The organism is Hymenobacter sp. BT730, from assembly GCF_030542105.1.
Lineage (GTDB): Bacteria > Bacteroidota > Bacteroidia > Cytophagales > Hymenobacteraceae > Hymenobacter.
Window position 1 is genome coordinate 155,642 of sequence record NZ_JAUOFB010000001.1, and the last position, 26,153, is coordinate 181,794.

At 57.0% G+C, this 26,153-nt stretch carries 22 protein-coding genes; 14 read left to right on the top strand and 8 right to left on the bottom strand.

Annotated features, from left to right (window positions below; genetic code table 11):
- Window positions 1-4 precede the first annotated feature (4 nt).
- From Q4G72_RS00645 to Q4G72_RS00655, 3 genes are all read left to right on the top strand, one after another.
- Complete coding sequence (locus Q4G72_RS00645) at window positions 5-244, top strand: hypothetical protein (protein WP_303309507.1); 240 nt, start codon at window positions 5-7, stop codon at window positions 242-244.
- A 33-nt stretch (window positions 245-277) separates the two neighbouring features.
- Window positions 278-877, top strand: a complete 600-nt coding sequence (locus tag Q4G72_RS00650) for a DUF4142 domain-containing protein (RefSeq protein ID WP_303309508.1) — start codon at window positions 278-280, stop codon at window positions 875-877.
- Window positions 878-943: 66 nt separating this feature from the next.
- Entirely contained in the window at window positions 944-1,558 is a 615-nt protein-coding gene (locus Q4G72_RS00655; protein ID WP_303309509.1) for a DUF4142 domain-containing protein, read from the top strand.
- Between the two features lie 66 nt (window positions 1,559-1,624).
- Here Q4G72_RS00655 and uvrA read toward each other — a convergent pair whose 3' ends face one another.
- Window positions 1,625-4,585: an excinuclease ABC subunit UvrA gene (uvrA, locus tag Q4G72_RS00660; protein ID WP_303309510.1), complete on the bottom strand. Its 2,961-nt coding sequence runs from the start codon at window positions 4,583-4,585 to the stop codon at window positions 1,625-1,627.
- Between the two features lie 363 nt (window positions 4,586-4,948).
- On the opposite strand from uvrA, the gene Q4G72_RS00665 reads away from it, so the two are divergent.
- The 4 genes from Q4G72_RS00665 to Q4G72_RS00680 all read left to right on the top strand — a co-directional run bounded on the left by Q4G72_RS00665 (window position 4,949) and on the right by Q4G72_RS00680 (window position 8,640).
- The gene (locus tag Q4G72_RS00665; RefSeq protein WP_303309511.1) at window positions 4,949-6,319 is read left to right on the top strand and encodes an MBOAT family O-acyltransferase; all 1,371 of its coding nucleotides are present in this window, start codon (window positions 4,949-4,951) and stop codon (window positions 6,317-6,319) included.
- Window positions 6,320-6,329: 10 nt separating this feature from the next.
- Window positions 6,330-7,628 (top strand): alginate O-acetyltransferase AlgX-related protein, encoded by a 1,299-nt coding sequence (locus Q4G72_RS00670; RefSeq protein ID WP_303309512.1) that lies wholly within the window; start codon window positions 6,330-6,332, stop codon window positions 7,626-7,628.
- Between the two features lie 185 nt (window positions 7,629-7,813).
- Window positions 7,814-8,314, top strand: coding sequence for a hypothetical protein (locus Q4G72_RS00675; RefSeq protein WP_303309513.1), 501 nt, complete (start codon window positions 7,814-7,816; stop codon window positions 8,312-8,314).
- Window positions 8,315-8,391: 77 nt separating this feature from the next.
- Window positions 8,392-8,640 carry a hypothetical protein gene (locus Q4G72_RS00680; RefSeq protein WP_303309514.1) on the top strand — a complete coding sequence of 83 codons (249 nt, stop codon included), beginning with the start codon at window positions 8,392-8,394 and terminating at the stop codon, window positions 8,638-8,640.
- Between the two features lie 57 nt (window positions 8,641-8,697).
- Here the strand turns inward: Q4G72_RS00680 and asnS are convergent, their stop codons facing one another.
- On the bottom strand, window positions 8,698-10,095 hold the full coding sequence (asnS, locus tag Q4G72_RS00685; RefSeq protein WP_303309515.1) for an asparagine--tRNA ligase: 1,398 nt from the start codon (window positions 10,093-10,095) through the stop codon (window positions 8,698-8,700).
- A gap of 234 nt (window positions 10,096-10,329) precedes the next feature.
- Between asnS and rpoN the strand changes: the two genes are divergently transcribed.
- From rpoN to Q4G72_RS00700, 3 genes are all read left to right on the top strand, one after another.
- Entirely contained in the window at window positions 10,330-11,916 is a 1,587-nt protein-coding gene (gene rpoN / locus Q4G72_RS00690) for an RNA polymerase factor sigma-54 (RefSeq protein ID WP_303309516.1), read from the top strand.
- A gap of 92 nt (window positions 11,917-12,008) precedes the next feature.
- Window positions 12,009-12,635 carry a hypothetical protein gene (locus Q4G72_RS00695; RefSeq protein ID WP_303309517.1) on the top strand — a complete coding sequence of 209 codons (627 nt, stop codon included), beginning with the start codon at window positions 12,009-12,011 and terminating at the stop codon, window positions 12,633-12,635.
- A gap of 147 nt (window positions 12,636-12,782) precedes the next feature.
- Window positions 12,783-13,214 carry a hypothetical protein gene (locus tag Q4G72_RS00700; RefSeq protein ID WP_303309518.1) on the top strand — a complete coding sequence of 144 codons (432 nt, stop codon included), beginning with the start codon at window positions 12,783-12,785 and terminating at the stop codon, window positions 13,212-13,214.
- 97 nt (window positions 13,215-13,311) lie between these two features.
- Here the strand turns inward: Q4G72_RS00700 and Q4G72_RS00705 are convergent, their stop codons facing one another.
- A complete protein-coding gene (locus Q4G72_RS00705; protein ID WP_303309519.1) occupies window positions 13,312-14,709 on the bottom strand; it encodes an FAD-dependent oxidoreductase in 1,398 nt (465 codons plus the stop codon).
- A 695-nt stretch (window positions 14,710-15,404) separates the two neighbouring features.
- Between Q4G72_RS00705 and Q4G72_RS00710 the strand changes: the two genes are divergently transcribed.
- Window positions 15,405-18,083, top strand: a complete 2,679-nt coding sequence (locus Q4G72_RS00710) for a TonB-dependent receptor (protein WP_303309520.1) — start codon at window positions 15,405-15,407, stop codon at window positions 18,081-18,083.
- A 76-nt stretch (window positions 18,084-18,159) separates the two neighbouring features.
- On the opposite strand, the gene Q4G72_RS00715 is transcribed toward Q4G72_RS00710, so the two are convergent.
- The 5 genes from Q4G72_RS00715 to Q4G72_RS00735 form a co-directional block, all read right to left on the bottom strand.
- A complete protein-coding gene (locus Q4G72_RS00715; RefSeq protein ID WP_303309521.1) occupies window positions 18,160-18,768 on the bottom strand; it encodes an alpha-ketoglutarate-dependent dioxygenase AlkB family protein in 609 nt (202 codons plus the stop codon).
- Between the two features lie 25 nt (window positions 18,769-18,793).
- A complete protein-coding gene (locus Q4G72_RS00720) occupies window positions 18,794-19,483 on the bottom strand; it encodes an LptF/LptG family permease (protein ID WP_303309522.1) in 690 nt (229 codons plus the stop codon).
- Window positions 19,484-19,573: 90 nt separating this feature from the next.
- On the bottom strand, window positions 19,574-20,857 hold the full coding sequence (gene kynU, locus Q4G72_RS00725; protein ID WP_303309523.1) for a kynureninase: 1,284 nt from the start codon (window positions 20,855-20,857) through the stop codon (window positions 19,574-19,576).
- 31 nt (window positions 20,858-20,888) lie between these two features.
- A complete protein-coding gene (locus Q4G72_RS00730; protein ID WP_303309524.1) occupies window positions 20,889-21,905 on the bottom strand; it encodes an amidohydrolase family protein in 1,017 nt (338 codons plus the stop codon).
- Window positions 21,906-21,928: 23 nt separating this feature from the next.
- On the bottom strand, window positions 21,929-22,459 hold the full coding sequence (locus Q4G72_RS00735; RefSeq protein ID WP_303309525.1) for a 3-hydroxyanthranilate 3,4-dioxygenase: 531 nt from the start codon (window positions 22,457-22,459) through the stop codon (window positions 21,929-21,931).
- A gap of 152 nt (window positions 22,460-22,611) precedes the next feature.
- On the opposite strand from Q4G72_RS00735, the gene Q4G72_RS00740 reads away from it, so the two are divergent.
- The 3 genes from Q4G72_RS00740 to Q4G72_RS00750 all read left to right on the top strand — a co-directional run bounded on the left by Q4G72_RS00740 (window position 22,612) and on the right by Q4G72_RS00750 (window position 26,135).
- Window positions 22,612-23,403, top strand: a complete 792-nt coding sequence (locus Q4G72_RS00740; RefSeq protein ID WP_303309526.1) for an SDR family oxidoreductase — start codon at window positions 22,612-22,614, stop codon at window positions 23,401-23,403.
- A 105-nt stretch (window positions 23,404-23,508) separates the two neighbouring features.
- Window positions 23,509-24,231: a glycosyltransferase family 2 protein gene (locus Q4G72_RS00745; RefSeq protein WP_303309527.1), complete on the top strand. Its 723-nt coding sequence runs from the start codon at window positions 23,509-23,511 to the stop codon at window positions 24,229-24,231.
- A gap of 68 nt (window positions 24,232-24,299) precedes the next feature.
- Complete coding sequence (locus Q4G72_RS00750) at window positions 24,300-26,135, top strand: hypothetical protein (protein WP_303309528.1); 1,836 nt, start codon at window positions 24,300-24,302, stop codon at window positions 26,133-26,135.
- Window positions 26,136-26,153 lie beyond the last annotated feature (18 nt).

Below are 26,153 nucleotides of genomic sequence, written 5' to 3' on the forward strand. Positions count from 1 at the left end.
ATCAATGAAAAAAGCGCTGTTTGTTTACCTGCCCCTCTTGGCAGCCCTGACCCTGAATGCAGGCTGCAATACCGATAAGCGTACGGATGGCACTGCCGGCGAAGCCGTGAGCGACATGGACAAAGCCGCCCAAGAAGGCGGGGTACAGGCTGATGCCACCGTAATTGATAACGACGCCGGCCCCACGGTAGCTGTTGATGCTGACTCGGCGGCCGCCGCAATGGATTCTACCAGTCGCCGGTAGGCAACTGCCACTATCTCTATAATTCCGCTACCGATGAAAACTTTGCTATGGAGTACCTTATGCGCCACGCTCTTACTGATGGGCAGCGGTTGCAACTCCCGGCAGGATGCCGTGGAAAATGCTCAGGAAGTTAATAAAGCTAAAAACGAAAGCAGTACGGAGTCCGCAGCTACCGGTAAAATGGAAGAGAAGCGGAATTTTGATTCTGAATTTATGACCAAAGCCGCCAGCGGCGGCATGCTGGAAGTGGAATTGGGCAAAGCAGTAGCCGCCAAGGCTACCACCACCGAAGCCAAGCAATTTGCCAATATGATGGTGAAGGACCACACCAAAGCCAATACCGAGCTAAAGGCCCTGGCCGCCCGTAAGAACATTACGCTTCCCACCGCTATGGGAGAGGACCACCAGGAAGTATATAAGGACGTGACCGAGAAAACAGGTACTACTATGGATCGGGAGTACTTGCGCGAAATGGTAGAAGACCATGAGGAGGACGTGAAGAAATTTATTGAGGCCTCCGTGAAAGCCAGTGACCCGGACATTAAAGCCTTTGCCCAAAAAACCACACCGGTGCTGCAACACCATTTAGAACAGGCCCAGAAAATGCTGGCTGCTGTGAAAGCCAGAAAATAACCAGCAGCTTATCCTACTACCATTACTTTCTTCCTTTTAATCCTTAATCCATTTCACTAACTCTCCATGAAAAAACTATTCTTTAGCCTGCTCAGCGCAGGCTTGCTACTGAGCGGTTGTGGTAACGACCGGGCTACTACCGACACGACCACTAACACCAGCGACCAGACCGGAACCGAGGGCACCGCCTCTACGGATATGAATACAATGGATACGGCCAGCACCGCCGCTACCAGCACGAATATGCCGGTACTGACGGATGAGCAATTTATGATGAAAGCGGATGAAGGTGGCCACAACGAAATAGGCCTGAGCAAGCTGGCGCTGGAAAAAGGCGTTACTGGCGAGGCCAAAACCTACGCTAACAAAATGGTGGCCGACCACACCAAAGCCGGTACCGAACTGATGGCCATAGCCAAAAAGAAGAACGTGAAGCTGCCCGGTGACATGGATGCTGAGCATAAAAGCATTCAGGACCGACTGAGTAAGCTTTCCGGCAAAGAGTTTGAAAAAGCCTACATGGACCAGATGGTGATAGACCACGATAAAACGGTGGCCCTGTTCCAGAGCGAAATCAACAACGGTAAGGATGCCGATGCCAAGGCATTTGCCAGCAAAACCCTACCCGTTATCCAGCAGCATACGACCATGGCTAAGGAGAACGATAACATGAAAATGTAAGGGAGCTGACCTATCAAAAATAAAAAAACCGGCTATTCAGCCGGTTTTTTATGCCTTTGGGTCTGATTAATCTACGGTTTCTTCTGCGTATTTGCTGGTTTTCAGCTCTTCCGCCAGGAAGCGGGCGGTATAGCCTTTCTTACTCTTGGCTACCTGCTCGGGCGTACCCTGTGCCACAATGGTGCCGCCACCCGCGCCACCCTCGGGCCCGATATCAATAACGTGGTCGGCTACTTTAATCAGGTCCAGGTTGTGCTCAATAATCAGCACGGTGTTGCCTTTGTCGGCCAGCTTTTGGAGCACTACGGCCAGGTGGTTGATGTCCTCGAAGTGCAGGCCGGTGGTAGGCTCGTCCAGGATGTAGAACGTTTTGCCGGTGTCCTTTTTGCTGAGCTCCGTGGCCAGTTTCACGCGCTGCGCTTCGCCACCCGAAAGCGTGGTAGCCTGCTGACCCAGCGTGAGGTAGCCGAGGCCCACCTCATTCAGGGTTTTGATTTTGCGCAGGATGCGGGGTTGAAACTCGAAGAACTCCACGGCTTTTTCCACCGTCATGTCCAGCACGTCGGTAATGCTTTTGCCTTTGAAGCGCACTTCCAGCGTCTCGCGGTTGTAGCGGCGGCCTTTGCAGGTTTCGCAGGGCACGTGCACGTCGGGCAGGAAGTTCATTTCGATGGTACGCATACCGGCTCCCTCGCAGGTTTCGCAGCGCCCGCCCTTCACGTTGAAGGAGAAGCGCCCCGGCCCGTAGCCCCGGATTTTGGCTTCCGGCAGCGAGGAATACAGCTGGCGGATTTCGGTGAACACGCCCGTGTAGGTGGCCGGGTTGGAGCGCGGCGTGCGCCCAATCGGCGACTGGTCTACCTCAATCACCTTATCAATCAGGTCCAGGCCTTCAATGCTGCTATACGCCAGCGGCTCGCGCTTGGCGTTAAAGAAGTACTGGTTGAGGATGGGGTACAGCGTATCGTGAATGAGCGAAGACTTGCCGGAGCCGGACACCCCCGTGACGGCAATGAACTTGCCCAGGGGGAATTTCGCCGTCACGTTTTTCAGGTTGTGCCCTTTGGCGCCCTTCAACACCAGCTCACCCCCGTCGCCGGTGCGCTTGGTTTTGCGCAGCTCAATGTGCTTCTGGCCGCTGAGGTATTGCGAGGTGAGCGAGCCGCTGGAGAAGATTTCCTTCGGCGTGCCTTCCGCTACAATGTGCCCGCCATGGATGCCCGCACCGGGGCCAATGTCCAGCACATGGTCGGCGTGCATAATCATATCCTTATCGTGCTCCACTACGATGACGGAGTTGCCCAAATCCCGCAGGTGCTGCAGGGCCTTGATCAGCCGCTCGTTGTCGCGCTGGTGCAGGCCAATGCTGGGTTCGTCCATAATGTAGAGCACGCCCACCAGTTGGGTACCAATTTGCGTGGCCAGGCGAATACGCTGTGACTCGCCGCCCGAAAGCGTGCGCACGGAGCGGTGCAGATCCAGGTAATCCAGGCCCACTTCCAGTAGGAAGCCGATGCGCTTGCGGATTTCCTTCAGCAGCTCGCGCGCAATCAGGTTCTGGCGGTCCGTCAGGCGGTTTTCCAGATCTTCAAACCACTCAGCCAGCTGCTTGATGTCCATCACCGACAGCTCACCAATGTGGCGGTCAGCAATTTTGAAGTGCAGGCTTTCTTTCTTCAAGCGGTAACCGTGGCACTCGGGGCACTCTTTGGCCTGGGTGTACTGCTGAATCCACTCCCGGATGTTGTCGGACTCGGAATCCATCTGCCGGCGCAGGAAGGGAATAATACCTTCAAACGGCTCGGTATAGCCCGCCTTTTTGGGGTCAGCGTCCTCGTCTTCCGGAATACCATGCAGCAGCCGGTCCACCAGTTCAGTAGGCAGCTTATCGATGGGCGTGCTCAGGCTGGCTTTGTGCTTTTTGAGAATCAGGCCCAGTTGCTGGAAAATCCAGATGTCGCGGTACTCGCCCAGCGGCGCAATGCCGCCGCGGCTGATGCTCAGCTTGGTATCCGGCATCACCGACTCGCGGGTGATTTCCTGCACTTCGCCCAAACCGTTGCACACGGGACAGGCGCCGTAGGGCGAGTTGAAGGAGAAAGTGTTGGGTGCCGGGTCGTCGTAGGCAATACCGGTGGTGGGGTCCATCAGAAAGCGCGAGAAGAACTGGGTCTTCTTCGAGTCGGGGTCCAGCACCAGCATAGTGCCTTTGCCGTGGGTCAGCGCATTCTGCACCGAGCCCGAGAGGCGGAACCGGTCTTCTTCCTTCACCGTCAGCCGGTCGATGACAATTTCGATGTCGTGGATTTTGTAGCGGTCCACCTGCATCTTGGCCGTAATATCGAGCAGCTCGCCATCTACGCGCACTTTCGTGAAGCCCAGCTTGGCTATCTGCTGGAATAGCTCCCGGTAGTGGCCTTTGCGGCCTTTTACCACCGGCGCCAGTACCACCAGCTTGCCCCCATCAAAGTGCTTGAGGATGTAATTGATGATCTGGTCGTCTGACTGCCGGATCATCTTTTTACCCGTGGCGTAGCTGAAAGCCTCGGCCGTGCGGGCGTAGAACAGGCGCAGAAAGTCGTAAATCTCCGTGATGGTGCCTACCGTGGAGCGGGGGTTGCGCGAGGTGGTTTTCTGCTCGATGCTGATAACCGGCGACAGGCCCTCAATCTTGTCCACGTCGGGCCGCTCCAGCCCGCCCATAAAGGAACGGGCGTAGGCCGAAAAGGTCTCCATGTAGCGGCGCTGGCCTTCGGCGTAAATCGTATCAAACGCCAACGACGACTTGCCAGAGCCGGAAATACCAGTGAAGACCACCAGCTTGCCGCGCGGAATTTTGATGGAAACGTTCTTCAGGTTGTGCTCCCGCGCCCCGTAAACTTCAATAAACGGCGCCTCCACATCGGCCGCCGGAGTAGTAGAATGCCCGTTCTGCGAGTCCGGTAACGGGGCCGCAACAGCGGCAGCGGCTACCGGTTTTTTACTGGGGGCGGTAGAAACAGTACTAGCGGATGATTTTTTGGCCATGCAACAGCGAAGCGTATAAGTCTGCAAAGGTACGCAAAACGGACCCCAACAACTACCTGCAATAGTTTACTTGCCAAGCAGATTGGCTAGCAGATGCGGGCAGCAACGGAGAAGCCCTAAAGCGGGCAGATAGGCAGTAACAAGGGGAGCCGGAGAAAGGTCCCGCGCAAAGCAAAACTTCTTTTTCGGCCACTTACTTACGCTGATCCTAGGCATTTCGGTGGCGCTTTATCACAGGAAGACTTCTTTTTGGTGGCCGAAACGGGCAAAGCTCTATTTTCGGGTCCATTATGTAGTTCGTGTATCCCGCCTTACATGGTATTTAGCAGTACGCTCTTTCTATTTTACTTTCTGCCGGGCTTTTTGCTGCTCTATTATCTGGCGCCGGTCCGGCTCCGGAACACCGTAGCGCTGGTGTGCAGCTTGTTATTCTACGCCTGGGGCGGGCTCAATTTCCTGGCGCTGTTCCTGGCTTCGGTGGTGCTGAACTTCTACATCATCCGCCTGATGGATGCGGCCGCAGGGTGGCAGAAACGCATTTATCTCACCCTGAGCATCCTGCTGAACGTGGGGATGCTGTTCTATTTCAAGTACGCCAACTTCTTTCTGGAAAATGCCAGCACCCTGCGCACCGCGCTGGGTGGGGCCGAGCTACACTGGCAGCAGGTGGTGCTGCCCATCGGCATTTCGTTTTTCACCTTCGAAAAGCTGACGTACTCCATTGATGTATACCGCGGTGTAAACAAACCGCTGCGCAGCTTCTGGGACTTTCTGCTCTACATTATGCTGTTTCCGAAGATGATAGCGGGCCCCATTGTGCGCTTTCACGAAATAGCCGGGCAGCTCACTGACCGCACCGCTTTTGAAACTGTGGACCACCGCCTGGCCGGCTTTTTCCGCTTTGCGCTGGGCCTGGCCAAGAAGGTGCTCATCGCCAACGTGCTGGGCCAGGAAGCCGACCGGATTTTTGGAATGCCGCCCGCCGAGCTGTCGGCGCCGCTGGCCTGGCTGGGAGCCCTGGCCTACACTTTCCAGATTTACTTCGACTTCTCGGGCTATTCCGACATGGCCATTGGCATTGGGCGCATGATTGGATTTCAGTTTCCCGAAAACTTCAACAACCCCTACGTTTCGCGCTCCATTACCGAGTTCTGGCAGCGCTGGCACATCACGCTGGGCCACTGGATGCGCGACTACCTCTACATCCCGCTGGGCGGCAACCGCGTGTCGAAGTCCCGGCTGTATGCCAACCTGTGGACGGTGTTCATCCTCTCAGGCTTCTGGCACGGAGCCGCCTGGAATTTCATTGCCTGGGGCGCTTTTCACGGCCTGTTTCTGATTCTGGACCGGCTGTTTCTGCTGCGGATTTACCAGCGGCTGGGCGTCCTCAGCATCCTGCCTACTTTCTTTATCACGGTAATTGGGTGGGTACTTTTTCGAGCCGAAAGCCTGACCGACGCTCTGCGGTATTTGCAGCGTATGCTGGCCGGGTCCTGGACGGAGCTGCCCCCCTTCAGCACCGAGTTCTGGGCCACGCTGACCCTGGCGAGTGTCGTTGCTTTTATGGCAGCGCTGCCCCGGGTAGAGCGGCAGGAACTGGAGCTACTGGCCACCACCCACTTCAGTCTGCGGCGCGCAGTCGCCACTACAGTAGTCACCAGTGCTCTGCTGATTTTAAGCGCGGGCTACATTATCGGCAGCCACTTCAACCCGTTCATTTACTTCCGGTTTTAAGCGGCCTCTCATGAAGCGTGCTCTATTTCTCCTGCTGCTGCTATTGCTGCTGATTCCGGGCCTGCAAGCCCGCTTTCACTGGCTGGAGGAAACGCCTTTAGCGGGTGCATATGTGCAGGCGCCCCACCCGGAATTTTCCGTGCAAAGCTTGCTGGCCGGCACGTATCAGCCCCAGTTGGAACAGTACCTGGAAGACCGAATCGGGTTCCGGAGCGGCCTGATCCGGCTGCGCAATCAGCTGTCTTTCTCGCTGCTGCGCGTGGCTCGTTCGTCTGATCTGGTCATTGGGCGGCACGATGTGCTATTTCAGCCCGGCGTGGTTAATAGCTACCTGGGTAAGGATTATCTGGGTGCCCGGGAAATCCGCTACCGGGTGCGGCGCATGCAGGTGGTGCAGCAGGAGCTGGCCAAGCGCGGCATACCGTTTCTATTTGTGATGGCCCCCAACAAGGCCCGCTTTCAGCCCGAAGACCTGCCCTTTACGGTAGGTAAGCCCGTGAAAGACAGCTCGAACTACGAAGGGTTTATGCGGGAAATGAAAGCAAGCAGCATTCAGCTGCTGGACCTGAGCCAGCTGCTGGCCCAATGGAAAGATACCAGCCGGTACGCTCTTTTTCCCCGCGGCGGCACGCACTGGAGCGGGTACGCCGTGGCCCTGACTGCCGACACCCTTTTCCGGCGCATGGAGCAATTAGGGAAGTTCGATTTAATTGATTTCCACCGCCAGGGCCCGCTGGAGGTGCGGCAGGACTCCGTGCGCCTGACCGATAGTGACCTGAGTGCCCCCCTGAACCTGGTATTCGACTACCAACACTACCCCATGGCCTACCCCCAGGTAGTGTTTGACCCGTTGCGCCCAACGCAGCAACGGCCTAATCTATTGATTTCCGGGGACAGCTTCACCTGGGGGTTTATGCAGTTCTACCCCTATCTGCAAACGCTGTTTGCCCCGGAATCCCGCTTCTGGGGGGTTGATGGGGCTATCTTCAGCTATACCCCCAACTATACCCGCACCGGGGAGCAATTGGAACAGCTGGACCTGCGCCAGCAGGTTGAGTCCCGGCAGTTTATTATGATGCTGGAGACCGAACACAACCTGGTGTACGATGCCTTCATTAACCAGCTTTACGAGTTGTATCACCCCATCACTGAAGCCGATAAAAAGCGCATCAGCAGCATTGAGCAGGCGCTGATTCGCATCCCGGCTATTGGCGACAGTCTGTGGGCGGAGGCCTATAAACAAAACGTGCCCCCGGAGCAGCTGCTGTACCCTATGGCCCGGGCACGATATGACCACACAGAACGGTAAGGCTGATATTGGTGCTAGGTTGCAGCCTTACCCTATCGGACAACCAGCCTCCGCGGCAAGCATTTTACAGGAGCCTGGCGTCCGCAAAACCAGGGGCGTTGTTATCTGAAGCGGACACCGTAATTTTTTGGCGTCGTTCTTGCCATACAGGGTATCATAATCTTTCCACCAAAAAAGCTCTTCCTATGAAATTCTTCCCCAAAATGGCGCTTTCCGGCATGTTTGCGCTGTTCCTTATGGGCGCAGCGGCTCCTACCCAGGCGCAGGTGAATATCAATATTAATCCTCCTTCCTGGGGACCTGCTGCCCCGGCGGGTACGCAATACTACTACGTGCCGGAATATGACGGCTACTACGACCTGCAGGACAAGCGCTACATCGTACTGCGCGAAGGCCGTTGGACGCGTCTGAGCAGCCTGAATGGCTATAATACCTCCAACTTTCACCCTGTAGTGCTCAACTACCGCGGCACTCAGCCCTGGATCCGCATTGAGGAGCACCGTACAAAATATAAGAAGCCTCATCCCCATGGCATGCCTCCCGGCCAGGCCAAGAAAATGCGCAGTAGCGGTAATTACTCCCGCGACCGGGTGATTATTGTGGGGGATAACCGAAATGATGACTACCACGGCAACCCCGGAAAGGGGAATGGCAACGGAAAAGGCCACGGCAAAGGCAAGCATTAAGCTTCTCCGGCCATCTGCCTACAGAAAATAAGCCCCGGCGCAGGTATCTGCGCCGGGGCTTTTGCGTACAGCCTGCTATGGCTACCGACTATCAACCCATCAACTGCTCGTTCTACGACGAGTTGGAGGCCCTGGCCACTACCCGCCAGCGCTGCACGCTAGTTTACCGCACCGAGCCCGACACGCCGCCCAGCACTTATAGCGGCGTCATCACGGACCTGTTCCTTCGCGACAAAGTGGAGTACCTGCGCCTGGAAGATGGTTTTGAAGTGCGGCTGGATAATCTGGTGGCCGTGGATGATAAAGAACTGCGAGACTATTGCTAAAGAAGAAGGCGGCCTATGTAGGCCGCCTTCTTCTTTTATCATTTACTCAGTCTCTGATTAAAACTCTGCGTTTTTGGGGAAGCGCGGGAAAGGAATAACGTCGCGGATGTTGGCCATGCCAGTGACGAACAGTACCAGACGCTCGAAGCCCAGGCCGAAGCCGGAGTGGGGCGCGGAGCCGAACTTGCGCAGGTCCAGATACCACCAGAGGTCTTCTTCTGGCACATGCATTTCGGCCATGCGGGTTTTCAACTTCTCCAGGTTTTCTTCGCGCTGCGAGCCCCCAATGATTTCGCCGATGCCAGGGAAGAGTACGTCCATGGCGCTTACGGTGCGGCCATCTTCGTCCAGCTTCATGTAGAAAGCCTTGATATCCTTGGGGTAGTTGGTCAGGATAACGGGCTTCTTGAAGTGCTTTTCTACCAGGTAGCGCTCATGCTCGCTCTGCAGGTCGGTGCCCCAATCCACGGGGAATTCGAACTTCTGCTTGGCGGTTTTCAGAATCTCAATGGCCTCGGTGTAGGTAAGGCGCTGGAAGGCATTGTCTACCACAGACTGCAGGCGCGTGAGCAGTTCTTTATCGTACTGCTCGTTGAGGAACTGCAGGTCATCGGCGCACTTTTCCAGGGCGTAGCGCACCAGGTACTGCAGGAAATCCTCGGCCAGGTCCATGTTATCCTGCAGGTCGTAGAAGGCCATTTCCGGCTCAATCATCCAAAACTCGGCCAGGTGGCGGGCCGTGTTGGAGTTTTCGGCGCGGAACGTAGGGCCAAAGGTGTACACCTTGCCCAGAGCCATGGCGGCCAGCTCGCCTTCCAGCTGCCCCGATACCGTGAGGTTGGTGGCTTTGCCGAAGAAATCTTCCTTATAGTCTACCTGACCGGCTTCATTGAGCGGCGGGTTTTGTTCGGGCAGCGTGGTCACGCGGAACATCTGGCCGGCACCCTCGGCATCGGAGCCGGTGATGATGGGCGTGTGCACGTAGAAAAAGCCCCGGTCGTTGAAGTACTGGTGTACCCCGAAGGCCAGCGTGTGGCGGATGCGCAGCACGGCGCCAAATGTGTTGGTACGGGGGCGCAGGTGGGCAATTTCGCGCAGGAATTCCAGGGAGTGGCCTTTTTTCTGCAGTGGGTACTCTTCCGGATCGGCTTTGCCCAGCACTTCTATCTCCGAAGCCTGCACTTCCACCGTCTGACCTTTGCCCTGCGAGGCCACCAGCTTGCCGCGCACGGCTACGCAGGCACCGGTGGATACGTCCTTCAGATTTTCCTCCGGAAACTTCTCCGCATCGGCCACCACTTGTATATTATGGATGGTGGAGCCGTCGTTTACGGCTATGAACTGCACGTATTTGTTGCCGCGGCGGGTGCGCACCCAGCCTTTCACCAGCACTTCGCGTTCCAGCTCTTCGCTGCGGAGCAATTCCTGCACGCTGCTTCTTCGGAGGTCGGACATCGGGACTTTTTTGGTTCGGGGTTGATAAGGATAAGTGGGCAAAGGTAGCGGTTTTGAAAAGCGGCCGAAAGTGAAATTATGCCAACGGCTTGCCGGGCAGGCAGCTCGCAGCCGTATACAATAGTTACGCAGCCGGCAGGCCAAACTTTTTTACTTTAACTCAAGTACAGAAAGGCCTACATTTGAAGTTAAACCCCGCTTTCGCTGCCAGCGGGGCGTACCGTTTTTTAGAGTATGCAACGACTGGACATGAAACAGCTTCTCCAGCAGAAGCTGTCCCCCCAACAGATACAATTCATTAAGCTGCTGCAGATTCCCACTGCCGAGCTGGAAGCCCGCATCAAAGAAGAGCTGGAAGCCAACCCGGCCCTGGAAGAAGGCGACGACGAGCCCGAAGAGGAGTTTGAGGAGCAGGACCGCGACGAAGAAGCTGACGAGGATTTCGACAACGACCCCGATGCCGAGTTCGACAGCGACAACAGCACGCTGGATGAAGATTTTGACGAGCCCGCCGATGAGCAGCCCGAAATTGAGCTACCCGTAGCCGAAGAAGCCACCCCTGATGAACGCCAGAACGACAATGACGATCTGGACCTGGGCGACTACCTCAACGACGACGAAATAGCCGGCTACAAAATGCAGGGCGACGGCCCCGGCGAGCCGGAAGACGACCGGGAGATGCCCCTGGCCGACACCAGCGGCTCCCTCATCGACTCCCTGCTGGACCAGCTGGGCTTTGCCGACTTAGATGAAAAGCAGGAAGCCATTGGCCGCCAGCTCATCGGCTCCATTGATGGCGACGGCTACATCCGCCGCGACCTGTCGGCCATTGTCAACGACCTGGCCTTCTCCCAGAACATCGAAACCACCACCGAGGAAATTGAGCAGGTGCTGCACCTGATTCAGAGCTTCGACCCGCCCGGTATTGCTGCCCGCGACCTGCGGGAGTGCCTCCTGCTACAGTTGGAGCGCCGCCACCAGGACGACCCCGTAGTAGAGCACGCCGAGCGAATTCTGACCGATACCTACGACGAATTTACCAAGAAACACTATACCCGCATTCAGCAGAAGCTGGATCTGGAAGATGACGAGATAAAAGACGCCATTGCCCTGATTCTGAAGCTGAACCCCAAGCCCGGCGGCACCGGTCCGGTAGGCCTGGGCAAGGTGCAGTACATCATCCCCGACTTCATTCTGACCAACGACAACGGCCAGCTCAGTCTAACGCTGAATGCCCGCAACGCGCCCGAGCTGCGCGTGTCGCCGGCTTATCAGGAGATGTTCCAGACTTACGACAAGGCGGCCAAGAAGGACACCAAGATGAAGGAGGCCGTCACCTTCGTGAAGCAGAAGCTGGACTCGGCCAAGTGGTTTATTGATGCTATCCGGCAACGCCAGAACACGCTTTTGAAAACCATGGACTCGATTGTGCGCTACCAGCACGAGTTTTTCCTGGAAGGCGACGAAAGCAAGCTGCGCCCCATGATTCTGAAAGACATTGCCCAGGAAATTGGCATGGATATCAGCACCGTGAGCCGCGTGGCCAACTCCAAAGCCGTGCAGACTGAGTTCGGTATTTATCCGCTGAAGTATTTCTTCTCGGAAGGCATTGCCACCGACTCCGGCGAGGACGCCAGCAGCCGCGAGGTAAAGCACATTCTGAAGGAAATTATTGAAGGCGAAAGCAAAGGCAAGCCACTATCTGACGATAAGCTGGAAAAGATGCTGAACGCGCGGGGCTACAACATTGCCCGGCGCACCGTGGCCAAGTACCGCGAGCAGCTGAATATTCCAGTGGCGCGCCTGCGCAAAGAGCTCTAAAGAAAAGGCCGGTAGCTACCGGCCTTTTTTATGCCCGGCATTGTGCTCCGCCGGCGCTGTATCTTGCGCCCTATTACCTGTTCTGCCTGTTCTTGAAAAAGCATTTTGCTACCCTGCTCTCGGGGGTGTTTCACCCATTGCTGGTGCCTACTTATCTGTTTGCCTTGGTTTGCTACGCCTTGCCCGAAACGCTGATGCGGCCAGCCCTGCCGGACCGGTGGGTAGTTATGGCAGTAGTGGCCGTGTTTACGTTTGCACTGCCCACGCTGGGAACATTCGCACTGTATCGGGCGGGGCTGGTGAGTTCCTTATTACTACAGGAGCGCCAGCAGCGCGCCTGGCCGTTACTGCTGGCCACTGCCAGCTTTGGCGCGGCGGCGCTGTTATTATACCGCCCGACCGTGTTTGATCCACTATTGGCGCAGATGATGCTGGGCATGACCCTGGCCGTGCTGCTGGCCTTTTTGGTGACCCTTCTCTGGAAAATCAGTGCCCACGCTATGGGGATGGGGGGCGCACTGGGCTTGCTGACGCTGCTGGGCTTACAACAGCTAGCGGCCCCAGGCGCTACTTTTCTGATTGGGATGATGCTGTCGGTAGTAGCGGCTGTTTTGTGGGCCCGCCTGGTATTACGCGCCCATACGAAAGCTCAAGTGGTGGCTGGCCTCAGTGCCGGGCTAGGTATTGTATTTATTTTAACGGCTTACTGTCGAGGTTAGTCGGCAGAAAGGGCGCTTTGGACGAGTTTTCCAGGGCTTTGGTAGAAGATTAGATAATTTCGTCTGATACCTGGATTGAATTGCATTTATTTCCTGTACTTTTGGAACATAATTCTGTACATCTCCTATTTCCCTCCACCTATTGTTATGTTCCCTTCTTACACCATTCGCTTAGCTACTCTTCTTTTACTGATTACCATGCTAGCCGGCGCTAATAACGCACTGGCGCAATCAGCTAACCACCATACCAGCTTTCTGGCAGACCAAGAGCCGGCTGAGCCTTTAATTCTTACCAAAGCAGCTAAAGCAGAACTCATTACGCAGCGTTTCCGGGATGCGCTGGATCTGAGCCCCAAGCAGCAGCGCCAGTTTGAGCGTTACACGTACAGCCATTTGTGCCAGAAAGAAGCGGCGGCGAGCCGTTTGGTAGGTGTTTCCTATGCTCAGCTTCGCCTGGAGCGTCGCTACGCGGCGGATCTGAGCCGGGTGCTCCGCTCCAGCCAACTGGCTACTTTTTACTGGTTGCGCAACCGCGAGCCATTAGCCCTTTTTGAAGCCCCGGCTACGGCCAAGCGCTAAGACTTTTACCACGCCCTACTTGCAACAGCGAGCCGCCCGGCCGCCTGACCTATCCTGGTCGGCAGGCCGGGCGGCTTCATTTTAGCGCTGCGGGCTTTTAGCTTTTGGCCTTCATCTCTGCGGCCACCAGGCTCTGCACTTCCGGCCGGTCATAGTCGGCTTCGCTATGAATATGGGGCATGAGGCGCTGCATAATCTGGTCCTGCTGTTGGCCGGCCGCCCAGGCTTCGGCATAGGGCGTGGCCGAGAAGGTAACCTGTGAGTAAAGCGGCATCCAGCGGCCAGGGTATTGGGCCGAGATTTTACTTTCAATTTTCTTTTGAAGCAGAAACCGCGGATCGGCCACCCGGTCGCGCATTTCCTCGAAGTTGTACACGGCCAGATCAGCCATGGCATCGGTGTTCGGCTTGCGCTGGCGCTGAAACTCCCGAAAGATGGTGTGCCAGTCCTGCCCGTACTGGTCCATGAGCTGATTGAGCACTGTGCAGTCCTCAAATCCCGCGTTCATGCCCTGGCCATAGAAGGGCACAATAGCATGGGAAGCATCGCCCAAAAGCAGCACGTCGTCATCAAAAGCCCAGGGAAAACAGCGCACCGTAACGAGGGAGCCGGTGGGGTTCTGGAAAAAGTCTTCTACCAACTCCGGCATCAGCGACACGGCATCGGGAAAGACCTCCTGGAAGAATGCCTGTACCTGCTCCGGGGTTTGTAGGGCCGCGAAGGAGTGCGGGCCTTCGTAGGGGAAAAACAGCGTACAGGTAAAGGACCCGTCCAGATTGGGTAGGGCAATCATCATGTACTGCCCGCGCGGCCAGATGTGCAGGGCATTTTTCTCCAACTGCCAGGTGCCGCCGGGGCCAGCGGCAATATTCAGCTCTTTATAGCCGTACTCCAGGTAGCTTTGGGAATAGTTGTAGCGGTCGGTTTTCTGAAGAGCGCCGCGCACCGCTGAGAAGGCCCCATCGGCCCCGAAAAGGCGCTGAAATTCGTGGTTGTGGACTTCGTTCGTAGCGGTGTTGCGCAGCTCCAGGGTGCGGGTACGCAAGTCCACGTTCAGGCACTGCTGGCTGAACTGCACCTCCACACCTGGCATGGCTTCTGCCAGTTCCAGCAGCGTGCGGTTCAGCCCTGCCCGAGACACCGAGTAGATAGCCTGGTTGTTTTGCCCATAGGGCTGAGACGTCAGGTTTCCGGCTACATCGTGCATCACGCGCCCATACATAGGAATGCCTACCTGCCGGATCTGCTCGGCTATGCCTACACCCTCCAACGCCCGCCAGCCACGGTCAGAAAGGGCCAGGTTTATCGAGCGGCCTTCTATAGGGCCTGCCAGACGAGGATCGGGGCGGCGCTCCAGTACCTTTACGGGGTAGCCGCGCCGCGCCAGATAAAGCGCCAGCAGTGAGCCGACCAGGCCAGCCCCCATAATGGTATACCGTTCAGAAGCAGCAGAAGCAGAACCCGCCGGAGCGGCAGCCGAAGAAAATAAAGTCATAAGATTAGCGGACAGCCTGGCGCAATCTAAATCGGTTTTGGCAAACACCAGGATATCTAGACGGTGCGTTGTATAAGCAGATTACAGTTTTATTAAAATATTATATATAATTAGGTGAATTATTCTAAAATATTGATTATACTTGATCAATATGAAATTATACGATGCTATGATTTGCTTTTTATAGCAAGGTCTTAGGCATATCCCGCCCCCTCTTTATCTCTGTTACCATGCAGTGGACACCCTTTTCGTTATTTGCTGCCGAACCAGGCGTTTCTACTTCTACTACCTTAAAACCCCGCTCCATGCCACGTCATCGGCGGCCAGTGGTAGTTAAGCCCGTGGTTCCTCCCCAGCAGCTGTCTATCCCTTTCCAGCAAACCCTTCCGGCTCTTTCTACTATGCCGGCCGGGCGAATGGGCATGAGCTTTACCCGGACTGATATCTTTCAAATAGGGGAATTTATAATTGGGCGCACCGAATGCCAGAATCTATATGGCCATCCGGATATTCGCTATTAGCTGGTTATAGCGTAGGAACAGCTATTCAAATCTTTAATAAACCCTATTTCATTAACCCCGCTATCCTATTGATAGGCAGACAAATAAGAGCCGGCAAGATTTGATGCATCAGGTGCTTTGCAGTACATTTGTGCCTCATTTTTTATACCGCCCTCTTTTCTGTTCACCTATTGTATGAAGAAATTTTACAGAGCCTGGCTTCTGGCTTTATTCCTATGCCTAACCCACAATACCTGGGCACAGCAAGAAAATCCTATTTCAGGGATAGTACAGACCAACACCGGTGAGCCCCTGCCCGGTGCTACGGTTTTCTTGAAAGGCACCTTTGTAGGTACAAGCACCGACCGGGAAGGCAAGTTTACCCTGCGGGCCGATTTCAGCACTACTCCGGTTGTGCTATCAGTATCCTTTGTGGGCTTTGAAACCCGCGACATCAGCTTAAACAAGCCTGAGGGCGCGCTGAATGTGGCTCTGGCCCCTAGTGCCGCTTTTACCAATGAAGTGGTAGTAGCCGCCTCCCGCGTGGAGGAAGGCATTCTGCAGGCCCCGGTCACGGTAGAGAAAATTACCGCGCAGCAGGTAGAGCGCATCCCCACGGCCGATATTCAGGTGGGCCTCAACCACTTCAAAGGTATTGACGTGAACAGCTCCAGCTTGCTGATGAACAGCCTGAGCACGCGCGGCTTTAACTCGGCCAAATCCGAGCGTCTGATTCAGCTGACCGACTATTTCGATACTCAGTCGCCCTCATTGAACGCCAACGCCGGCAACCTGACGGGTGTACCGGAGCTGGATATTGAAAGCATTGAAATCATTCACGGCCCGGCCTCGGCGCTGTACGGTGCCAACGCTTTTAACGGCGTACTGCTGCTGAATTCCCGGGACCCCTTCGTGAGCGAAGGCCTGAGCTTGCGGGTGCGCGGCGGCCAGCGCAGCTATTTAGATGGCCAGGTGCGTTATGCTAAAAAGCTGGGCGAGAAGTTTGCTTTCAAAGTAGTGGGCAGCTACCTCACGGCCGATGACTGGTTGGCAGAGAACTACAATGCTTCCAGCACCCAAATTGAGCGGCGCAACAATGCGGAAGGCTCTACGCTGGGCTATGATGCGGTGAACCGCTACGGCGAGCTGGGCGGCTTCACTTTCCCGCAGAACTTCCCGTTCCCGGAAGTGCGGGGTAAGACGGTCTTCATGCCCGGCTTCGATGAGAAAACGCTGGTGGCAAATGATGACAAGGCCACGGCCCGCAAGTTCCAGCCTACAGTTTCTTACCTGCTCAACAGCAACACGAAAATGACGGTTGGGGCTAGCTTTGCCCGGGGCACTGCCTCGTACCAGAGCAGCAGCCGCTACCGCTTAAAGGACTTTGGCACCAACCAGTACCACGGCGAAATCAAAGGCAAGAACTGGTTCCTACGGGGCCAGTCGGTACAGGATTTCGGCAACAATTCCTATGACCTAAGCTTCCTGGGTGCCTTTATCCAGACTTCCCCGATTCCTGGCGTGACTGATGCGCAGGGCAACTCGGTTAGCTATGCCAAGGCCTACTACAACGCTTATGCGCAGACTTACGCGGGCTCCCGCCAGAGCGGCTTGAGCAATGAGCAGGCCCAGGCTGCCGCCCAAGCCGCCGCCGCTAAATATCAACTAGACCCCAACAGCCCGGAGTTTTCCTCGCTTCGCAGCCAGATCATTAAAGATGCTACCCCCGGCCAGGGTGCCCGCCTCAACCCCAGCTCCCTGCTGAATGAAGGCAACGCCCAGTACAACTTCCACTTCGGCGAAGCTACCGACCTGATTGTGGGGGCCGCTTACCGTAAGTTCCGTCTGGGCTCTAACGGCAACCTTTATGCTGATGACAACGCCCGGATTCAGAACCATGAGCTGGGCGGCTACGCGCAGCTAACCCACAAAATGCTGGATGAGCGCCTCAAGGTGGCTATTGCCGGCCGTCTGGATGACTTCAAGAACTTCGACCCGGCATTTTCACCCCGCGCCTCGGCCGTGTACTCGGCGGGTGCCAACAAGCAGCATAACTTCCGCGCCAGCTATGGCCGCGCCTTCCGCTCGCCAACCCAGCTGGATCAGTACATCCGCCTGGATGTAGGTCAGGTATTGCTGCTGGGCAACGTCGGCAATGGCTACCAAGGCTACAGCCTCACCAACTTAAGCCCGGTGGAATACGCCAAGCTGAAGCTGGAGCGCCTGAATACCTATGAAGTAGGCTACAAGGCCATTCTGGCCGAAAAAGTGCTGGTAGATGTCAACTACTTCCGCAGCAACTATAACGACTTTATTGGTGCGCAGCGCTTCATAGGCAACCGTGACGGCAGCCGCCCCACCCCGCAGCAGCTGCAGAGCGGCCAGGCAACGCAGTTCCAAGGCCGCAATGCCGATACCCGCGTTTTGCAGGTGTGGACCAATGCTAGCCAGGAAGTGCGCACGCAGGGCGCGGCCCTGGGCCTGACGTACTACATGACCAAGGCGCTGAACCTAACCGGCAACTACTCCCTGAACGTGCTGGAGGATGGCAACCTGCCCGAAGGCTTCCAGACCTTCTTCAACACTCCCAAGCATAAGTATAACCTGGGCGTGAATGGCGTGGCAATGAGCAGCCTGAGCTACTCGCTGAACTACCGCTGGGCGCAGGGCCACCTTTATGAAATGCCCTTCGCGCAAGGTGAGCTGGACGACTACAGCAGCCTGGATGCCTTTGTGGGCTACTCCCTGCCGAAGCTGGGGGCTACGCTACAAGCCGGTGCTTCCAATCTGCTGAACCAGAACAACACCCAAGTGTATGGTGGCCCCAACATTGGTCGCCTCGCATTCGTAGGAGTGCTTGTGGATATCAAATAATCCCAACCTCCCTATTCGAAAAAAGCCCTTCCATGACCGGAAGGGCTTTTTTATTGTTTGTTATTTCCTTCTGCCTTCAATGCCGGGCACCGGGATATATGGTCCGGAATGTGAGATTGATACGTGGGCCGACGGGCCGGGCAGTTTTAGGCACGGCGTGCAGCCAATGCTGTTGGGTAGGGCCGCGCATCACCAGCAAACTTCCCGTGGACAGATCCAAACCAAGGGCTGCATGGTCCGGCTGCTGCGGATAGCGAGGACGCAGGCGAAAGCGGCGGGTGGCACCCAGGCTAATTGATGCAATAATAGGCTCTGGTCCCAACTCGGGCTCATCGTCGGCGTGCCAGCCCATGCTATCCTGTCCGGTGCGGTAGAGATTGAGCAGCACACTATTGAACGTGGTGCCGGTTGCCTGCTCTACACGGGTACGCAGGTGTTGCAGCGCGGGCGTCCAGGGTTGAGGCGCAAGGGACAGCCCGGAGTAGCTATACTGTGCCGTAGCGTCGCCGTACCAGGCAGTAAGGCGAGGCTGCAGTACTTCCTTCCCAAAGAGGCGGATAGGTTCCTGTCGCCATTGTAAGGTATCCGTCAGCTCCTGCTGCAACCGGACAGCTTCCGCCACCGGCAGAAACTCCGTATCCAGCCAGATATCGGCATCGGGCAACGACAGGGCGGAAAGCGGCACGGCAGAGACTACAAAGAACCCGTATTTATGGCTTCATTAACTGCTCCATTTCCCGCTGCACTTCCTGGGGCTGCTGCTTGATGAGGTAGGGCATCATCTTTTGCATACCCCACACCAACAGAAAGCAGATCAGAATTGGCAATAACAGGCTGCGGTTGCGGTAACTGGCAGTTCCCACATAACGGGGCCAGAACCAGAACAGATAGGCTGCCAGGGCCACGCCATTAAAGAGAAGAGCCGCCAGAAAAGGATTTATACTGTGCTGCATGATACCCCAAACCAGCAGTTGCGTGCCTAGCAACAGGTAAACTACCAGGAACAGTATTAGACCCAGCATGGCCCGCACCCGGCCCAGCCGAAACAGGTTTATACACAGCAAAATCCCCCCGGCCAGCATCGAGAAGAAGACCGACAGAATGGTGATAGATATTGGGGAGTAGAGTGCCGTATCGGTCGTGGCAGCATCGGCTACTACTTCCGAATCATCTGCCTCCGAGAGTTGGCGGGCAGCTGCTTGCTGCACTTCCTGCTCCCGCACGGCTGCTTCCAGGGAAGGCCGAAGTGCATCGGCTTCAGCATAAGGCTGTCCGCGCCGTGCCAGCTCATCAAGGGCGGCCAACACGGCATCCTCGCGGTACTGGTAGCGGGCCGTAACGTATTGCAGTAGCTCAGCCAGGGATTTGGTGGCCATTTTGGCCGCATATTCTTCAGCCATAGGTGCTATCAACTTAAAAAGCAGATACCCCGGGGAGGGATATGTACAGGTACGAATTCAGACTGTATGTAAACAGCTAAACTCCAAAAATTATTCCGCTATAAGTGCCCAATCGGCCAAAGCGGCGCCGGCGCGCTGTACATCGGCGAAAGTATTATACAACGGCACGGGGGCCATCCGAATAACGTTGGGCTCGCGCCAGTCGGCCATCACCCCTACACTGGCCAGGTGGTCAAATAGCTCGCGGCCGTTGCGGTGCACCAGCAACGAAAGCTGACAGCCACGTTGGTTGGGGTCCTGCGGGGTAATGATTTCGAGCACTTCTTTTGGCAATTGCAGGCGGCGTATCAGAAACTCCAGATAAGCCGTGAGCTGCTCACTTTTCTGCCGCAGGACAGGCATACCACCGGCTTCGTCCACTAAGTTCAGGGCTATGCGGTGAATGGCCATGGGGAAAATCTGGGCGTTGGAGAGCTGCCAGCCGGCAGCGCCGGGCATAGGCCGGAACCCTTTTTTCATCTGGAAGCGGTCGGCGGGGTCATGGCCCCACCAGCCGGCCAGGCGTGGCAAATCCGGGCGGTTGGCAAACCGCTCGTGCACGAACACGCCGCTGGTGCCGCCGGGCCCGGAGTTAAGGTATTTATAGGAACACCAGCAGGCAAAGTCTACGTCCCAGTCGTGCAGGTGCAGCAGCAGGTTGCCGGCGGCGTGGGCCAGGTCGAACCCTACCATGGCGCCCACGGCGTGGCCGGCCCTGGTAATAGCGGCCATATCGAAAGCCTGGCCAGTGTAGTAGTTGACGCCACCCAGAATCACGGTGGCCAGCGAATCACCCAGCTCCTGAATTTTGGCTTCGATGTCCTCGGTGCGTAGCGTGTACTCGCCGGGGCGGGGGACCAGCTCCACAATAGCGTCGTCGGGCTGGTAGCCGTGCAGCTTCACCTGTGACTCCAGCGCGTACTGATCCGATGGGAAAGCGCCGCCTTCCATCAGCACCTTGTAGCGGGTAGCGGTGGGCCGGTAAAAAGTAATCAGCAGCAGATGCAGGTTCACGGTGAGGTTATTCATCACCACTACTTCCACGGGCCGGGCGCCTACCAGCCGGGCAGTAGCCGCCGTCAGGTTTTCGTGGTAGTGCATCCAGGGCATGGCACCCAGGAAATGACCCTCCACGGCCCGCTCTTCCCAGGAAGCAAACTCTTCTTCCACGGCGGCACGGGCGGCGCGGGGCAGCAAACCCAGGGAGTTGCCGCAGAGGTATACCGCCTCTCCCCCTTCGGGGCCGGGCGGAATATGAAACAGGTTGCGGAACAGGTGCAGCGGATCCTGCGCGTCGAGGTGGGCGGCGAATTCGGGAGTAGGCTCGAAGGTCATGAAGGGCAAAGATAGGCAGGCGCGGGCAGGGCTACGCCTGGCAGAAGTGGCTACCAGGCACGCCCAGCCAGTCCAGGGCATTCTGGCCCAGCATTCGGGCTTTTATTTCGTCGGAAAAAGGCATGGATTCAATCAACTGACCGGGTTGCAACTCTCCCAACGGGAAAGGATAATCAGTGCCCAGCGTGATTTTATCGGCGCCAAGGGTTTTCACCAGATAATCCAGCATCAGGGGGTCATGCACCAGGGAATCCACCCAGAACTTACCCAGGTATTCGCGGGGGTTTACGTTGTTATCGATGGCGCAGAGGTCGGGGCGGACGTGGAAACCGTGCTCAATGCGGCCGATGGTGGAGGCGAAGGTGCCGCCGCCGTGGGCCACGGCTACGCGCAGCTTGGGCAGGCGCTCCAATACGCCACCAAATACCAGGGAACACAGGGCCAGAGTACTTTCGGCGGGCATGCCTACCAACCAGGGCAGCCAGTATTTGGGCATTTTCTGCTGGCCCATCATGTCCCAGGGATGCACGAACACGCAGGCGCCCAGCTCTTCGGCTGCCGCAAATACCTCGAACAGCTGCGGGGCATCCAGATTCCAGTCATTCACGTGGGAGCCAATCTGCACGCCGGCCATGCCCAGCTCTTTCACGCAGCGTTCCAGTTCCCGGACCGCCAGATCAGGGGCCTGCATGGGAATGGTACCCAGGCCTACGAAGCGCGTGGGGTAGCGAGCTACTACCCCGGCAATATGGTCGTTGAGCAGGCGGCTCAGGTCCAGGGCATCGTGGGGCTTGGCCCAGTAGCTGAACATTACGGGCACGGTGCTCAGTACCTGCACGTCCACGCCAAACTGGTCGTACTCCCGCATGCGTACCTGCGGGTCCCAACAGTTATCCTGAATTTCGCGGAAAAACTTGTCATCCTGCATCATGCGGGCGCAACACGGTTTGTGGTGCTCCAGCCGGATGAAGCCGCCGTAGCCGTACCGCTCGCGCAGGTCGGGCCAGGTTTCGGGCAGGATGTGGGTATGAATATCGATTTTAAGCACGGGGGAAAACTAGAGGCAATAAATCAGGAAGCAACCGGTGCGGGCGGCTGCATCACCGTGCCGCACACTTGGCAGGTGCGCTTGTGCTCATCCTGCCAGAAGCGGTTCATAATGGGCGGCAATTGGGCCACGATGTCCGTGATTTCGGCGAATTCCTCGTAGAGCTTGTTGCCGCAGTTTTCGCAGTACCACTGAAAGCCATCCAGCTCACCGGGGCTGCGGTAGCGCTCCAACACCATACCCACGGTGCCGGCCGGGCGGCGCGGCGAGTGGGGCACGCCGGGCGGCAGCAGAAACATACTGCCCTGCTTGATTTCGATATCGACCGGCTTGCCGTCCTCAATGATTTTCACCACGATGTCGCCCTCTATCTGCAGGAACAGCTCTTCGCCTTCGTCCACGTGGTAGTCTTTGCGGGCGTTGGGGCCGCCCACTACCATCACAATAAAGTCTTTGTTGTCTTTAAACACCTGCTGATTGCCCACGGGTGGCTTCAGCAAATGGCGGTGTTCATCAATCCATTGCTGGAAGTTGAAAGGACGAGCGACGGGCATAGCGGGGAGTGTTGAGGTGGGAGAACAACGGGCACATGGGGCCAAAAAACGGCACAAATGCCCGGCTAAGTACGGAATTGCCGCCGCAACTTCCCGCGTAAGCCCACAACTTTCTACCTTGCTGCCCGTCGCATCCTTATTCCTATTCTACCGTGAATCTTTCTCTAACTCCCTACCGCGCACTGGTGGGCGGCAGTACCCAGGGCATTGGCCGGGCCGCCGCCGAGGAGCTGGCCCGCCTGGGCGCCACTGTTACGCTGCTGGCCCGCAACGAAGCTACCCTGCGGGAAGTAGCCGCTTCCCTTCCAGTAGAACACGGCCAGCAGCACGACTACATAGTGGCTGATTTCTCGCAGCCTGACCAGCTGGCCCAGCGCCTGCAGGAGTACCTGGCCACGCACCCCGCTGGCTTTCAGATTCTGGTCAACAACACCGGCGGCCCCGCCGGCGGACCTATTCTGGAGGCCGGGGTTGATGCTTTTCGGGCTGCCTTCGAGCAGCATTTGGTGTGCAACCACCTGCTGGCGCAGGCCGTGGTGCCCGGCATGAAGGCCAGCGGCTACGGGCGCATCATCAACATTATCAGCACCTCCGTAAAGCAGCCACTACCCGGTCTGGGCGTTTCCAACACCATTCGGGCGGCAGTGGCTAACTGGGCCAAAACGCTGGCCAACGAGCTGGCTGCGCACGGCATAACGGTGAATAACGTGCTGCCAGGCGCTACCATGACGCAGCGGCACACCTCGCTCATCGAGAAAAAAGTACAGCAAACCGGGCAGGCCACCGAGGAGATTGAGGCGGGTATGCTGCGCCTGATTCCGGCCGCGCGCTTTGGGCACGCCGAGGAAGTGGCGGCGGCCGTAGCCTTTCTGGCCTCGCCGGCCGCCGGCTATATCAATGGTATTAATGTGCCGGTAGATGGCGGCCGCACCGGCAGTCTGTAGCGGTTTATACTGATTTTGCCGGGTAGCCGCTGTTGGCGGAAACGCTTTTCCGTGCTTCCTTCGTAGCGGCCACCGGCCCTTAACCACGCTCAACCAACCACCAATTTGGTCAAGTTTGATACGCTCTCTATCGTTATTCCGGTTTATAACGAGGCCCGCACGATTCACCAGATTCTGGATTTACTGCATGAAACCGTGCTGGTGAATGGCATTCGTAAGGAAATTATTCTGGTCGATGACTGCTCCACCGATGGCTCGGCGGAAGCAATTGCCGGCTACATGGAGCAGCATCCCAAGATGGGGCTGCGGCTGCTGCACCACACCGTGAACCAGGGCAAAGGTGCAGCGCTGCACACGGGCATCCGGGAAGCTACCGGCGACTATGTAATTGTGCAGGATGCTGACCTGGAATATGATCCGGAAGAATACAACGTGCTGTTCAAGCCCATTCTGAAAGGCTTTGCTGATGTGGTGTTTGGCTCCCGGTTTATGGGCGGCAAGCCCCACCGCATCCTGTTTTTCTGGCACAGCATCGGCAATCAGTTCCTCACGTTTCTGTCGAACATGTTCACGGACCTGAACCTGACCGACATGGAAACCTGCTACAAGTTGTTCCGCCGCGATATAATTCAGAGCCTGGTGCTGGAGGAAAAACGGTTTGGCTTTGAGCCTGAAGTGACGGCTAAAGTGGCCCGGGTGCCCGGCGTGCGTATCTATGAAGTAGGTATCAGCTACTACGGCCGCACCTACGCCGAAGGCAAGAAAATAGGCTGGCGCGATGGAGTGCGGGCTATTTACTGCATTGTGAAGTACGGGCTGTTCAGTTAATCTTCGTTTTCGGCCACCCTGGCTTTTTATTATTCTGAGCCGTTGCCAGCGGCTTTTACCCTGCGTGTATGCTACTCCCGAAACAATATGCAAGCCGTGGGCCTATGCGGCTGGCGCTGGCTACCATGCTGGTGCTGTTGCTGTTTGCCTGGCATTTCTACCTGGAGCGGGCCGCTTACTATGACCTGGCTTACCACCTGTTTTACTACCTGAAGGAAAAGACGCTGTTTGTTCAGAACCGGCGCTTTGTAGCCATTGTCACCCAACTACCGACTGTATTAGCGGTGAAGGCCGGCTTGTCTCTGGATGCGGTGCTGCGGCTGTATTCGGTGGTGTTTATCCTGTATTACCTGGCCGTTTTTCTGCTGTGCGCCTACTGGTTTAAGAATGAGCATGTGGCCCTGGTGGTGGTGCTGCTGTTTGTGCTGCTGGCCTCGCGCACGTTCTACTGGGCGCAGTCGGAACTACCGCAGGGTCTGGCGGCATTGCTGCTTTTCTACGCGGGTGTTTCCCGGCAGGCACCGCTACAGCGGCGCTTTAGCACACTGGCACTGGCCACGCTGGTACCGGTGTTTATTTTCGGTCATCCGCTTATCATCCTGCCTTTCCTGTTTATCTGGACCTATGACTGGCTGCTGAACCGGCGGTTTCAGGACCGGGCCTATTATGGGTTGCTGGTGCTGGCGCTGGCTATGTACGGGCTGCGGATTCTGCTCACGCCGCCCGGCTCGTACGAGTCCTCGCACATGACTTTCGGGCCCAACCTGAAGCGGTATTTCCCCCATTATCTCAGCATCGACAGCTTCGAGAACTTCTGGCACCTGTGCAGCCGCAGCTTCCTGGCTTTGCCGGTGCTGCTGCTGGTGCTGTCGGTGTTTTATATCCGGCAAGGCACGCGGCTGGCGCTGCTCCGCATGGGACTGATGTGGGCAGCGGTAGCGGGCTATGCCTTCATTATCAACGTTTCCAACCCCGATTATACCGAGGCAACCTACCTGGAAAACCTCTACCTGCCGCTCACGCTGTTCGTGGCCATTCCCTTTGCCATGGAGTTGCTGCCGGCACTGGAACGCCGCTGGAATAGCCGCGGCCCGGCCTTGGTCACCGGCTTGCTGCTGGTATTGCTGGTGGCCCGTTTGGGTTTGATCTGGTACCGGCACACGCCTTACACGGCCTACCAGAAATGGCTCACCCATTTGCTGGCGTACACCAGCGAGTTTCCGGAGCGCAAGTTCATTATGTACCCCGATAACGTGGACCCGCACCGCCTGCGCGCCGGCTGGCCGTGGTGGGCCTCGGCCAGTGAAACCATGATGGTCAGTGCCCGCCACAGCCCCGATTCGGTGCAAACGGTGCGTGTAGGCTGGGACATCGACCAGTTGGCTGCTACTGGTGCCCAGCCTGGAATTCTCTTGGGGCCTTTTGAAACCGTGAATACCGCCGACCTGCCCGCCAACTACTGCCGCTTTCCGCACACGGCGTACCGCGTGCTCAATACTCTCCCGCCCCTGGATACGGCAGCGCTGCGGCCCTACATTGCAGCGCACCAGCAGGTGCAGCTGGCACTAGCCAGCCCGCTACCAACCACGCTGCAGGCCGGACGTCAGCATACCGTGCAGGTGCAGGTAAGTGTGCCCGCCAATGCCCAGCCCCTGCACTCCGGCACCCGGGTACCCCACCCTACCCTGCTGCGCACCGCTTTCTACAAGCCCCACGACTGGCCTTCGGACACTAACCCCATGGAAGTAGCCCTGGAAGTGGATGTATGGCAGCCCTGGACGCAGACCGTTGCGCTGCAAACGCCCCGGCAGCCGGGCCGCTACACCTTCGAAATCAGCCTTATCAGCAAAAACTATCAGGACTGGCCCGTGCGCCTGCGCATACCCGTGGAAGTAGTAAAGTAGCCAAGGCGGATTCGGCAG